The organism is Pseudoalteromonas sp. Cn5-37, from assembly GCF_021532495.1.
GTDB classification, from domain to species: Bacteria; Pseudomonadota; Gammaproteobacteria; order Enterobacterales; family Alteromonadaceae; genus Pseudoalteromonas; species Pseudoalteromonas simplex.
Window position 1 is genome coordinate 254228 of sequence record NZ_JAKGBA010000003.1, and the last position, 13147, is coordinate 267374.

The 13147-nt window shown below is 42.5% G+C and carries 10 protein-coding genes; 2 read left to right on the plus strand and 8 right to left on the minus strand.

The features are described from left to right. Positions 1-196: 196 nt before the first annotated feature. Positions 197-1381, minus strand: a complete 1185-nt coding sequence (locus L1266_RS07725) for an NAD(P)/FAD-dependent oxidoreductase (protein ID WP_194442026.1) — start codon at positions 1379-1381, stop codon at positions 197-199. A 323-nt stretch (positions 1382-1704) separates the two neighbouring features. On the opposite strand from L1266_RS07725, the gene L1266_RS07730 reads away from it, so the two are divergent. Beyond that, on the plus strand, positions 1705-3840 hold the full coding sequence (locus L1266_RS07730) for a S8 family peptidase (RefSeq protein ID WP_054552770.1): 2136 nt from the start codon (positions 1705-1707) through the stop codon (positions 3838-3840). A 76-nt stretch (positions 3841-3916) separates the two neighbouring features. Here the strand turns inward: L1266_RS07730 and L1266_RS07735 are convergent, their stop codons facing one another. From L1266_RS07735 to prlC, 5 genes are all read right to left on the minus strand, one after another. Next, positions 3917-4390 (minus strand): peroxiredoxin, encoded by a 474-nt coding sequence (locus L1266_RS07735; protein WP_054552771.1) that lies wholly within the window; start codon positions 4388-4390, stop codon positions 3917-3919. A gap of 107 nt (positions 4391-4497) precedes the next feature. Continuing rightward, positions 4498-6423: a methyl-accepting chemotaxis protein gene (locus tag L1266_RS07740; protein ID WP_235377222.1), complete on the minus strand. Its 1926-nt coding sequence runs from the start codon at positions 6421-6423 to the stop codon at positions 4498-4500. Positions 6424-6540: 117 nt separating this feature from the next. After that, positions 6541-7296, minus strand: coding sequence for a class I SAM-dependent methyltransferase (locus L1266_RS07745; RefSeq protein ID WP_138599257.1), 756 nt, complete (start codon positions 7294-7296; stop codon positions 6541-6543). 43 nt (positions 7297-7339) lie between these two features. After that, complete coding sequence (locus L1266_RS07750) at positions 7340-8518, minus strand: response regulator (RefSeq protein WP_054552774.1); 1179 nt, start codon at positions 8516-8518, stop codon at positions 7340-7342. Positions 8519-8625: 107 nt separating this feature from the next. Next, positions 8626-10677 carry an oligopeptidase A gene (gene prlC / locus L1266_RS07755; RefSeq protein WP_235377223.1) on the minus strand — a complete coding sequence of 684 codons (2052 nt, stop codon included), beginning with the start codon at positions 10675-10677 and terminating at the stop codon, positions 8626-8628. A 151-nt stretch (positions 10678-10828) separates the two neighbouring features. Between prlC and gorA the strand changes: the two genes are divergently transcribed. Then, positions 10829-12190, plus strand: coding sequence for a glutathione-disulfide reductase (gene gorA / locus L1266_RS07760; protein WP_187489756.1), 1362 nt, complete (start codon positions 10829-10831; stop codon positions 12188-12190). 87 nt (positions 12191-12277) lie between these two features. Here gorA and L1266_RS07765 read toward each other — a convergent pair whose 3' ends face one another. Beyond that, complete coding sequence (locus L1266_RS07765; RefSeq protein ID WP_166338735.1) at positions 12278-12871, minus strand: Fic/DOC family protein; 594 nt, start codon at positions 12869-12871, stop codon at positions 12278-12280. Next, positions 12861-13019, minus strand: a complete 159-nt coding sequence (locus L1266_RS07770) for a hypothetical protein (protein WP_166338734.1) — start codon at positions 13017-13019, stop codon at positions 12861-12863. The genes L1266_RS07765 and L1266_RS07770 overlap by 11 nt, the downstream gene beginning before the upstream one ends. Positions 13020-13147 lie beyond the last annotated feature (128 nt).

Genomic DNA, 13147 nt, shown 5'->3' on the forward strand with positions numbered 1-13147 from the left:
TAGCGGCTTTTTTATTTCAAATCGAGTTATTAGAGCACTTTGAGATTTACAGGCACTCGAGTTCAGCTCATTACTCAATAGCATGAAGCCACAGTAACATTAGATGTAGGTCGCCATTTATGGCGTCATAATAAACGCGCTAAAGCACGACCTACAAGCAAGTGCTAACCTAGCAACTAGCAGCTAGAAACTTAAATCAACAATACTGCCCTGCTGCAAAGCCGCAGCTCCAGGCGTATTGGAAGTTGTAGCCGCCTAGCCAGCCGGTGACGTCAGTGACTTCGCCGATGAAATAAAGGCCCGGTGACTTTTTCGCTTCGAAGGTTTTTGAGCTTAATTCGTCGGTGTCTACACCGCCAAGCGTTACTTCGGCTGTTCTATAACCCTCTGTGCCGTTTGGTTTAATTTGCCAATTGTGAATGTAGTCATGTAATGCGTCGATTTGCGCATGGCTTAGTTGGTTTACATTGCAATCTGGGATCGCTTTCGTGTCGTGCAGCATTTCAACAAAACGTTTTGGTAAAATGGTCGCTAGGGTATTTTTTAGTGACTTTTGCCCTTGGCTTTGACGCCAAAGCTCAAGCTGCTGCTTTAAATCGAGCTCGGGTAACAAGTTGATGTACACAGTTTGCCCTGCACGCCAAAAAGAGCTGATTTGTAAAATAGCTGGGCCCGAAAGGCCACGGTGAGTAAACAAGATGTTTTCTTTAAACTGGGTGCCATCTTCACTGGTAACCAGACAAGGAATGCTGATCCCCGATAACCCATCAAAGCGATCTTTATCATGCTGGTGCAACGTAAATGGCACTAATGCCGCCATGGTTGGTAGCACTGTTAAACCAAATTGCTCAGCAATTTTATAACCAATTGGTGATGCACCGAGCTTAGGCATGGTTAATCCGCCCGATGCGACAACTAACGACTCGCATTGATAGCTATCTTGCTCGGTAATAACTTCATAACCCGCATCGGTTTTTGTCACGCTGAGTACTTCGTTACGCAGCGCTATGTTAACACCTGCCCACTCACACTCAGTTAAAAGAATGTCAACGATATCTTGTGCGCTGTTATCACAAAATAGCTGACCCAGCGTTTTATGGTGATACGCCAAGCCGTGACGGTCCACCAGCTCTATAAAGTCATGTTGGGTATAACGGCTTAAACACGATTTTACAAAGTGAGGATTGCCACATAAGTAGTTGTCTGGGCTTGCGTTTTCATTGGTGAAGTTACAACGCCCGCCGCCGCTGATTAATATTTTACGGCCCGGCTTCTTGCCCATATCAAGCACAGTAACATTGCGACCACGGTAGCCTGCTTGTGCAGCGCACATCAAACCTGCGGCGCCGGCGCCAATCACAATTACATCTACTTGGGTCATTAATCATACTCACTAAAAAAATTTAGCTGATTATAACAAGTTATTGTCGTCGCAGTGTTAACTCAGAGATGTTTTTACAAAAAAGATAAATCCAAAAAACGAAATAAAGCAAAAACTCAAAACCATAAAATTATAACTTTATTATGAGAAAACAAGCAAAAAACACCACAAAAAGACTGATTTAGACGTCTATACATTTAGTTATAACCAAAATAGAGACAACCATAATAAAACGATATTTTAACTAAATTAACATATATTTTACCTTTGTCCCCCTTCACGAAAAACATCGTGGAGATTTACATAACAATCTAGGGATCATTATGACAACTAACAACAACTTGAAGAAATGCGCAATTGCACTGAGCTTGACTGCGTTGTTTGGAACAACAGCAGCTATGGCTACTCCAGATCAACTGATGTCACCATCTATGCAGGAAACTGCAGCTAAATTACAAGGCCAAGAAGGCTTTGGTACTCAATTTATCATCAAGTATAAAAACAATAGTGATGAAATGATGACCATGTCGGCAGCAGAACAAACGCCGACTATGATGAACAAAAAAGCAAAAGGCTTTATTAAAAACTTCAGCAGCAAAAAAGGTAAAGTAAAAGCACAATACGTTCGTGCAATGGCGATGAGTAATCACCACGTAATGCGTGCTGATAAAAAACTATCAGCTGAAGAAACCCAAGAATTTATGCAAGAAATGGTCGCTTCTGGTAACGTTGAATACATCGAAATCGACCAAATGTTAAAGCCGTTTGCGACGCCTAACGACCCTCGTTATGACGACCAATGGCACTACTACGAGCAAGCGGGCGGTCTTAACCTTCCTACTGCTTGGGATACAGCAACGGGTAGCGGTGTCGTTGTAGCGGTACTTGATACTGGTTACCGCCCTCATATTGATTTAAATGCTAACATTCTTCAAGGCTATGACATGATCTCTAACGTGTCTGTAGCGAACGACGGCGGTGGTCGTGATAGCGATGCACGCGATCCGGGTGATGCAATCAGCGCTAACGAATGTGGTTACACACACAGTGCACAAAGCTCAAGCTGGCACGGTACACACGTTGCGGGTACTGTTGCAGCAGTCACTAATAACGGTGAAGGTGTTGCCGGTGTTGCTTACAATTCAAAAGTAGTGCCAGTGCGTGTACTTGGTAAATGTGGTGGTTTAACTTCTGATATCGCTGACGGCATCATCTGGGCATCGGGTGGTTCAGTTTCTGGCGTACCAGCAAATGCTAACCCTGCTGATGTTATTAACATGAGTTTAGGTGGTAGCGGTTCATGTAGCTCAACAACGCAAAATGCAATCAATCAAGCGCGTAACAACGGTTCTGTAATTGTAATCGCTGCAGGTAACGACAACGATAACTCTGCAAACTACAACCCTGGTAACTGTAATGGTGTTGTAAACGTTGCATCTGTTGGTCGTAACGGTGGTCGTGCATACTACTCAAACTACGGTAGCAACATTGACGTTGCAGCACCGGGTGGCGCACAAAGCTTTGCAAATGACTCTGAAGGTGTGTTATCTACTCACAACTCAGGCTCTTCAAGCCCTAGCAGTGATTCATACCACTACTCACAAGGTACATCGATGGCAGCTCCACATGTTGCGGGTGTCGCAGCATTAATCAAACAAGCTAAGCCATCAGCAACACCTGATGAAATCGAAAGTATCTTAAAATCGACAACTCGTTCTTTCCCAGCAACATGTACTAGCTGTGGTACAGGTATTGTTGATGCGGCAGCCGCGGTTGCAGCAGCCTCAGGTACAACACCGCCACCACCAACGGGTAACGTATTAGAAGATGGTCAAGCACTAACTGGTTTAAGTGGCTCTGCTAGCAGCCAAACTTTCTACACAATGGAAGTTCCAACAGGTGCGACTAACGTAACCTTCACAATGAGTGGCGGTTCAGGCGATGCTGACCTTTACGTTCGTGCAGGTAGCGCACCAACAACATCAACCTATGATTGTCGCCCGTATAAAGGCGGTAACAACGAAGTATGTTCTATCGATAACCCAACAGCAGGTACTTACCATGTAATGCTGAATGGTTACTCTGCATACTCAGGTGTTAGCCTAGTAGGTGATTTAACAACTTCTGGCGGTGGTTCAGGCTCAGGTTCACCACAAGCAGGTGGTGGCACAGTAACAGATATCTCTGCAAGTGCAGGCCAATGGAAGCATTACACTATTGATGTTCCTGCCGGTATGGCAAGCTTTACAGTAACGACATCAGGCGGTACTGGCGATTCAGACTTATTCGTTAAGTTTGGTAGCCAACCAACATCATCAAGCTATGACTGTCGCCCTTACAAAAACGGTAACGCAGAAACTTGTACGTTCAGTAATCCACAAGCAGGTACTTGGCACTTAAGCTTAAATGCTTACCGTACTTTCTCGGGTGTTACACTGGATGCGCAATATCAACCTTAATAGTTGATCTCCTAAGTCACCCCCAGGGACTTTCAGCCGGACTTACGTCCGGCTTTTTTGTATTTATGAATTGCTATTAAAGCTTTTCTAGCACAGCTTCAGCGCGGCTTACTACAAACTCTTTGTCTTGTTCAACAAACAGCCCTGTTACAGTTTGGTTTTCAACGATCATTGCATAACGTTTAGAACGTATACCACCAAAACCAGCTGTGTCTTTATCTAAACCAAGTGCTTTGGTAAAACTTGCATCACCATCTGCTAACATACGAATATGCTCAGCGTTATGAGCTTCACCCCATGCTTTCATTACAAATGCATCGTTCACCGATACACAGTAGATTGCATCAACGCCTTTAGCAGTAATTTTATCGGCCAGGGTAATAAACTCAGGTAAGTGAGCATTAGAACATGTTGGTGTAAATGCACCCGGCACGGCAAACAACACTACTTTTTTATCTGCAAATAATGCCTCTGTTGTTAAGGTTTGCATGCCTTCGCTAGTTAATTCACTAAGGGTTGCTGTAGGTATAGTTTGGCCTTGTTCGATCATCGTAATTCCTTGAAAGAAAATAAGAGTACAGAGTATATACCTAAAAAATTGAATACAGCATGATTTTAAGGACAAACAACGTAAACCATTGCTCGCCCTTTGGAGGGTTATAAACCTAAGCTGGCTTTAATGGTATGCATTTGCTCTTGTAGGCGATGCTGAATATCACTAACCAGAGAGTTTGATTCGCTTACCTGCCCTTTCATGCTTTGCATTGATTGACTGAAGTTTTCTAGTAAGGCGTTTTGCTGTTTAGCCAGCTCCATAGCATCAAATGCGACCTTATTTGCATCTTGCGCGTTGCCAGCTACGCCTTCGGAGTTACGTTTAAGTTCTTGGGCATTTTGTGTTTGTAGCTCGGCATCATTAGCCAGTGCGCTAATTTGCTCCGATACCATGGTGGAGTTTTCACTTAAGCGGTTTAACTGATTGTTAATATCATCAAGTGAACCCTGCGTTTGTCTGGCAAGTTTTCGTACTTCGTCAGCGACCACCGCAAAGCCTCGGCCATGCTCACCTGCACGCGCCGATTCAATCGCTGCATTCAGTGCTAATAAGTTTGTTTGCTCAGCAATATTTTTGATCACCTCAATAACTTGGCCCACATCATCAACGCCTTTTAATAGCTCTTTTAAGCTATCTAGGCCTTGCTCAACGCGTTCTTCAGTACGAGAGCTTGCGGTTAACATGCTATCTGCAAAGCCTAGGCTCTGCTCCATCGCACCAAAGGTTTGTTTGGCGTTATCAGCAACTTGACCATTGATGTTATTGACCTGTTCACCAATGTCTTGAATATCAGTAAGTAAACTTTGGTTTTGTTCAACCTGAGAGTGGCTAGCATCAGTTTGCTGGGCAATCGTATGTAAGTGCTCGCTCATCTCTAGCATAAAGTCATTAATAACCTTAAGCATTTGTGCTCGTTCTTCTGCCTCACCACGCTGGCGCTCAATCAATTGATTAAAGTAATGGGCAATTTCACCGACTTCAGTTTTCGGATTTTTACTCTCAATGTTTTTAAGCTCATTACTCTCAATTAAGAAAGCAAAGCCATCACGCAATTGACGCAGCGGGTTAAGCACTTGGTTACGCTGTACGAAATACACACCCGCTGCTAAAACCACCAGCATGCCAATGGCTACACAAAATACGATAAACACTTGCTGCTTAAGGTCGCTCTGTTCATCTTTTAGCTTTTGCTCTGCACCGAGCACCGTTGTAGACAAGGCGCCTATTTGCTCGCGCAAGGCTTGCATGCCGGTTTGACGCTGCTCTGCTTGCTCAAGAGTGGATGCTAAATCACGTGGGAAGCGTTTGGGCCAGCTACTTAACTCAGCTTTGATGTCACCGGCCAAATCTTCTGCTTCTTCGCCAAAAAATAAAGCATCTTCATCCACTTCGCTCATTACACCTAAATTTTCGAGTTTATCGATTTTAGCCCCAAGCGCATTTAGGTTTTCAACACTTTGATTAAGGCTGTTTTTAGTGTCTTGATCAAAGTTGATCACTAACTTATAAGTGTACAAAGCAAGTGAAGTGACTTCGCTGTAGTAGTCAGCAGCTAGTTGGTAATACTCAAGTGCAAGCGCTGTTTGCGGCTCGGCTTTACTTGCATAGCCAATTAATGATGAAGCTGAACCTGCCATTTGTCTTAACGAGTTATCAAGCAGCGCCATTTCGTTACCAGACAGCTTACCTAAAGCGCGGTACTTACCATTGATGTCTTTATCGAGCGCTGTTAGCTGGCTATTAAGCTGACTTGCAAGATCACTAGGCAACTTAGTTAAATGCAGCTTTTTAACATCACTTATCAGCGTAGAAGCTTTATTTAAGTGTTGGCTGTCACCTTGTTCTAAATAATCATCAAGGTAGCTTTTTAAATCAATAATGATGGTGTTTTTTAGCTTGTTATAAGCTTTATCTTGTTGCTCTAAACCGAATAAGGTTTGACTTGCCCAAAACAGAGTGGCTGCTAATAAAATACTAGCGAGAGTAAGTAAAACGGCCAATAGCCGAGTAAATGATGACACGCGCATAAACGATATTCCCAAGTAACGTTGCGCGCGTAGAATATTAACCTTTTATGACAATATGATGAAATACCACCATAAACAACTACACGAAAAAACCAGATACATCCAAAAACATTAGATTTAAACCATTGCCGCTTTTACATATACATCAAAGCGGTTCTTTTTGGTTTTGATTTGCATACTCGGGGTTTTGTCATTTAAAAATGGCGCGTAATCAGGGCGCTTCACAACCACTCGCTTACTAGCAAGCGGATAAGCAAACTCTAATAGATCATCGGCATCGCTATCTGAGCCCACAAGCTCTTGGAATACTCGCATTTCTTTTTTAACGAGAGCTGATTTTTCACGATGAGGAAACATAGGATCTAAGTACACAACATCAGGAGTATCACTACACTGCGCCAGTAACGTATGACTAGAGCCAAACACTAAGCTCATGTTTTCTTTCATCCAGGGGCCAATTTCTGCATCGTTATAGGCACGTTCTAGGCCATCAAATAATAGCGCGGCAACTACTGGATGGCGCTCATGTAAAATCACTTTACAGCCTAGTGATGCCAGTACAAAGCCATCACGACCAAGGCCTGCGGTGGCATCAAGAACCACTGGTGTGGCACCTTTATTTAACCCTACAGCCTTTGCTATAGCTTGCCCTTTACCTCCACCAAACTTACGGCGGTGAGCAGCAGCACCCGTTACAAAATCAACGTGGATTGCACCTAGCTTAGGTTCGTCCTTTTTTTTCAAGCTAAGACCTTGGTCGTCATAATGAAGCGAAAAGCCCGCATTCTGCTCAGCCCACTTAGCTAAACCAAAACGCAACTCTATTGCATCTAAATAAGGGCGCATTTCTTTAAAAGGACAATGAATTACCACACAAAACTCCGAGCTATATTAATCGGCGTCAGTATAGCATGGCTTAAAATAGCTCGATATCCGTTTGTGAAGTGACATCTTCAGTGTGACTAGGCTCTGCCATTTTTTGCAAACTGGCGAGAAGATCACTACGCGCTTCAATAATGTGTTTTAACTGATATTTTATAAACGCTAAATCATCATTGAGCGAAGAAAATAATAACTTAGTCTGCTCTAATTGCTGTAGATGAAAAGTTACTTCATCACTACTCGACAAATTGCTTTGTGCGACTGACTTATTTAACTCATCCAATTGCGCAGCTAGCTTTTCAACCGCTCGTTCGCGTGAATCACTGTTTTGATACATTTGTTGAGATAGTTCATTAAAGGCATTCCCAATTTGCTGTGCCTGAGTCAGTGCTCGCTCATTAATTTCCATATCTTGAACTTTTGCGTTTGTGACTTCGAGGATGTGCGGGAATAAATCTTTATAACGACCATAAAGTTGGGCATCATCAAGTGGCATGTTTTTGACTAACATTGACACTTTAGGGTAATTAATAATGGTGCGGTGGCTAAAATCAACAAAGCGATTCGCATCACGATGTTTTTCTAGTAACTCCTGCTCTAAAGGACATACTCCACCTTCGGCACAGCAAAACACGCCAACATCGTGATACCAAAACGCCAGCACGACATCAAGCTCCATCGGGTTAAAAAACTCAAACATATGCTCAGATAACGCTTTGATATCATGCGCATGATAAGTCTGCCCAACGTAGCGCATGATGCGTCCCATATCACCTGAATCTGTCATCGCTATTTCGGCGGTTATTTGCGCTCGCTCAACATCACTGGTTAATTTTTTTGAATGCTGGCGGTACTGATATAACACACGAATTCGTGCCATCAGCTCTTCAGCATTGAATGGTTTTACAATGTAATCAGCTGCACCTGCGTTATAGCCTTTTACACGGTCTGGTAAGTCCGCTTTACCCGATAAAAACATCACAGGAATATCTTTAGTTTGCGGGTTAGCTTTTAATTCGTTACACACCTCGTACCCTGATTTAGCAGGCATTTCAACATCAAGTAAAATAATGTCTGGGCTGTACTTTATCGCCTGTCTTAATCCTTCTTCACCATTTTTAGCATGGATCAACGTGCAAAAGCCCGATAGTGATTCTTCAATCACATGATGGACATACTTATCATCATCAATGGCTAATACAAGTTTTGACATACTTAATTCCTGCAACTGTTTTTAAAAAGAATAGTACGCAAGATTAAATTTGCTAAGAATTATTAATAAAAAAGCGCCTTACGGCGCTTTAGCTTAAGTAATGTGTATTATGCTGCAATACCACTATGTCTTAGTAGTGCATCAACTTGTGGTTCGCGTCCACGGAACTTTTTAAATAGCTCCATTGGCTCTTCGCTCCCCCCTTTTTCTAAAATGTTCTTTAAGAAAGCTTCGCCCGTTGCTGGGTTAAAAATGCCTTCTTCTTCAAATTTAGAAAACGCATCGGCCGAGAGTACTTCAGCCCATTTATAAGAGTAATAACCTGCGCTATAACCGCCTGCAAAAATATGGCTAAAGCCATGCTGGAAACGATTAAACGCTGGCGCTTTAACAACAGCCGTTTTACTGCGTACCTCATCAAGTGTTGCTTGAATATGACATGGCTCACCCGCTTTGTAAGTATGGTGAATAGTAAAATCAAACAACGAGAACTCAAGCTGACGCAGCATTTGCATACCTGATTGGAAGTTCTTCGCCGCAAGGAGTTTATCTAGTAACTCTTTTGGTAATGGCTCATCTGTTTCGTAATGACCCGAAATAAAGCTCAGCGCTTCTTCTTCGTAACACCAGTTTTCAAGGAACTGACTTGGTAACTCAACCGCGTCCCATGCAACACCGTTAATACCAGCAACTGGCGCTGCATCAACTTGTGTCAACATATGGTGAATACCATGACCAAACTCATGGAATAACGTAGTCACTTCGTTATGCGTAAACAAAGCAGGCTTATCACCCACTGCTTTATTAAAGTTACACACTAAATACGCAACTGGGGTTTGTAATTCGCCGTTTGCACGTACTTTTCGACCCATGCAGTCATCCATCCAAGCACCGCCACGCTTGCGATCGCGGGCATATAAATCTAGATAAAAGCGACCACGTAACGTGTTGCTGTTATCGTAAATTTCGAAGAAACGTACATCAGGGTGGTAAGTATCAAACTCTGTCACTTCTTTAACGCTAATACCAAATAAACGATTAACTGTAGTGAATAAGCCACTTAGAACTTTATTGGCTGGAAAATATGGGCGCAGCACTTCATCAGAAATCGCGTACTTCTCTTGCTTGAGCTTTTCGCCGTAGTAAGCGTAGTCCCATGCAGCCAGTTCCGTCACACCGTGCTTATCTTTTGCGTAAGCTGTTAGCTCAGCAAGCTCTTGCTCAGCTTGTGGCTTAGACTTAGCAGCTAAATCTTCTAAGAATGAGAAAACTTGCTCTGGCGTTTCTGCCATTTTAGTCGCCAATGACATATCAGCGTAGCTGTTAAAACCAAGTAACTCGGCAAGTTCATGACGCAGGGCAAGCTCTTCGCTCATAATAGCTGAGTTATCAAATTCACCAGCGTTAGGGCCTTGATCAGAGGCACGCGTCACAAACGCAGTGTAAAACTCTTCACGTAACTCGCGGTTATCAGCATAAGCCATAATGGGTAGGTAAGATGGAAAATCTAACGTGAATACCCAGCCTTCTAGCTCTTTGCTTTTAGCTGTATCAGCACCTAGTGCTAACGCAGACTCTGGTAAACCAGCCAGTTCGCTTTCATCTGTAATATGCTTTTGCCAAGCAAGCGTGGCATCCATTACATTGTTACCGAACTTAGAGGCCAGCTCAGATAAACGCGCACTGATTTCGCCATAACGCTTTTGTTGCTCAGGCTTTAAGGCAATACCAGATAGCTCAAAATCGCGCAGTGCATTAGTAATAGTTTTTTGCTGGGCAATGGTTAATGTTTTAAATTCGTCACTGCTGTGAAGTGCGTTGTAAGCATCGTACAAACCTTGATGCTGACCAACAAACGTTGAATACTCAGATAACAACGGCAAACATTGCTCATAGGCTTCACGTAGCTCGTCGTTATTAACGACAGAATTCATATGTGATACCGGTGAAAATAAGCGTGATAACTTGTCATCAGCTTCTTCAAGCGGAAGTACCAAATCATTCCATGTGTATGATTTAGTTGCCAGTACCTCATCAATTTTGGTACGACACTCAGCAATCGCTGCTTTTAATGCTGGCACTACGTGTGCTGGTTTAATTTTAGAAAACGGCGGTAGCCCTTCTAAACCAATGAGTGGGTTATTTTCTGCAATTGTCATTTTCGTTCTCGAATTTTATGCGTAGATGATTTTGAAGTTGGGGCGAATTGATGAAATACAAGGGGCTTAACCTTGGTCTTTATTATGCTATTATCAACTTATTACTAAATCGATTAATTAATAAAAAGTTATCTATTTTTGAGGACAAACTATGGCTCAGCATTTTGATTACATTGCAATTGGTGGTGGTAGTGGCGGTATTGCCTCTGCAAACCGTGCAGCAATGCGTGGCGCAAAAGTCGCTCTTATTGAAGCAAAACACATGGGTGGCACCTGTGTAAACGTGGGTTGTGTTCCAAAGAAAGTAATGTGGCACGGCGCACAAATTGCTGAAGCAATTAACGCATATGCACCTGACTACGGCTTTGATGTTGAATTAAAAGGTTTTAGCTGGGCTAAATTAGTTGAAAGCCGCGAAGCGTATATTGGCCGTATTCACCAAGGTTACAACAAGTACTTATCTAGCAATGGTGTAACTGTAATCAATGGCTTTGCTAAGTTTGTTGATAACAAAACAGTTGAAGTAAACGGTGAGCTATACACTGCTGACCATATCCTTGTTGCTGTTGGTGGTCGCCCTACTATTCCTAACATTCCAGGCGCTGAGCTTGGTATTGATTCAAATGGCTTCTTTGAGCTAGACGCACAGCCTAAGCGTGTTGCTGTGGTTGGTGCAGGCTACATTGCCGTTGAAATCGCAGGGGTACTTCATAGCCTTGGTACAGAAACACACCTGTTTGTTCGTAAAAACAAACCACTACGTACTTTTGACCCATACATTGTTGATACGCTTATCGATATTATGGCAAAAGAAGGCCCAACTCTTCACACTGAGTGCACACCTAAAGAAGTAGTTAAAGAAAGCGATGGCAGCTTAACCATTCACTTTGAAAATGGTCACAGCCAAAACGTTGATGAAGTTATTTGGGCAATTGGCCGTACACCTACAACTGACAAGATCAATCTTGCTGCGGCAGGTGTTGAAGTAACTGAAGCTGGTTACGTTAAAGTAGACGAATTCCAAAACACCACAGCTGAAAACGTATACGCAGTTGGCGATATCATCGAAAACGGTATCGAACTTACGCCAGTAGCCGTTAAAGCAGGTCGTATTTTATCAGAGCGCTTATTCAATAAAGAACTACCTGATGATTTAAAAATGGACTACGAGCTAGTACCTACTGTGGTATTCAGCCATCCACCAATCGGCACAATTGGTTTAACAGAGCAGCAAGCGATTGATCAATACGGCAGCGATAACGTTAAAGTATATAAATCAAGCTTTGCAGCAATGTACACAGCGGTTACTCAGCACCGTCAAGCATGTAACATGATGCTAGTGTGTGCAGGCGAAGACGAAAAAGTTGTTGGCTTACACGGCATTGGCTTTACCGTTGACGAAATGATCCAAGGCTTTGCCGTTGCAATGAAGATGGGCGCAACCAAAGCAGACTTTGATGCTGTTGTGGCTATTCACCCGACGGGCTCAGAAGAGTTTGTAACGATGAGATAAACTCGCGTTGCGAGTCAATTTTAAAACCTTGTGGTGCTGCCACAAGGTTTTTTATTGAGTAAATTTGGTAGTGATTTCAGTACACTATCAAAGCTCAGAAATTGCTTGACTAAAAATACGTTTAAGTAAATCTAGGTTTAAATTCACACCTGCAATATTCGCATCAATCCACTCTCTCTGAGAGATTGGAGGCCACGAAACCTTATAGCCGATGCTATATAACATTTCTTCAAAAAAGAAACGTAACACTCTACCGTTACCTTCGCGGAATGGGTGAAGTAAATTTAGCTCACAAAACAAGTCTGCCACTTTTTCAATTAGTTCATCATTATTCTGACAATTCGATATTGCCGGAATGGTTCGAAATAATTTGTTAGCTTCAGGCTCAATACGCGTCCAAGTACAAAAGCGGGTATTACCCTTGGAGATATCAACATCCCTAATTTGACCTGCCCACACATATAAGTCTTGAAATAAGTGGTGATGAAGATGTTTTAAATGCTCAAGTGAAAACTTAGATAGAGGTTGTTCGGGGGAGTCATAAGTTCTATAGCGTTCAGCGGTAAACTCAGCTTCAGCTTGATCTAATATATCCGATTCTCGAATATCTAATAAATTAATTAATACATCAGAGGCAGGGTAGCAATATTTATCTTGAGCTACCCCGTATTTATCGCGCATATTTACGCTTCAATTCAGCAATACTTTTGCCTTCACTATTAGTTTTCAGCGTTAGACCTTCATAGCTTAAACTGACCTTAAAGTTATCCATATCGGGCATAAACTTAGTTTTTTGCTGATTGCTAGTCTTAGCAGTTTTGGTAGTCATAAACCCTCCTGTAATACTGATAATTCTAGCTTATTCAAGCATAAATTGCCATTAATCAACTTATTCGAAAGTACAGCCAAAAAGAAGAGAAAAAGGCGATTAAAATACTGACCAATTTAAACTTTTTA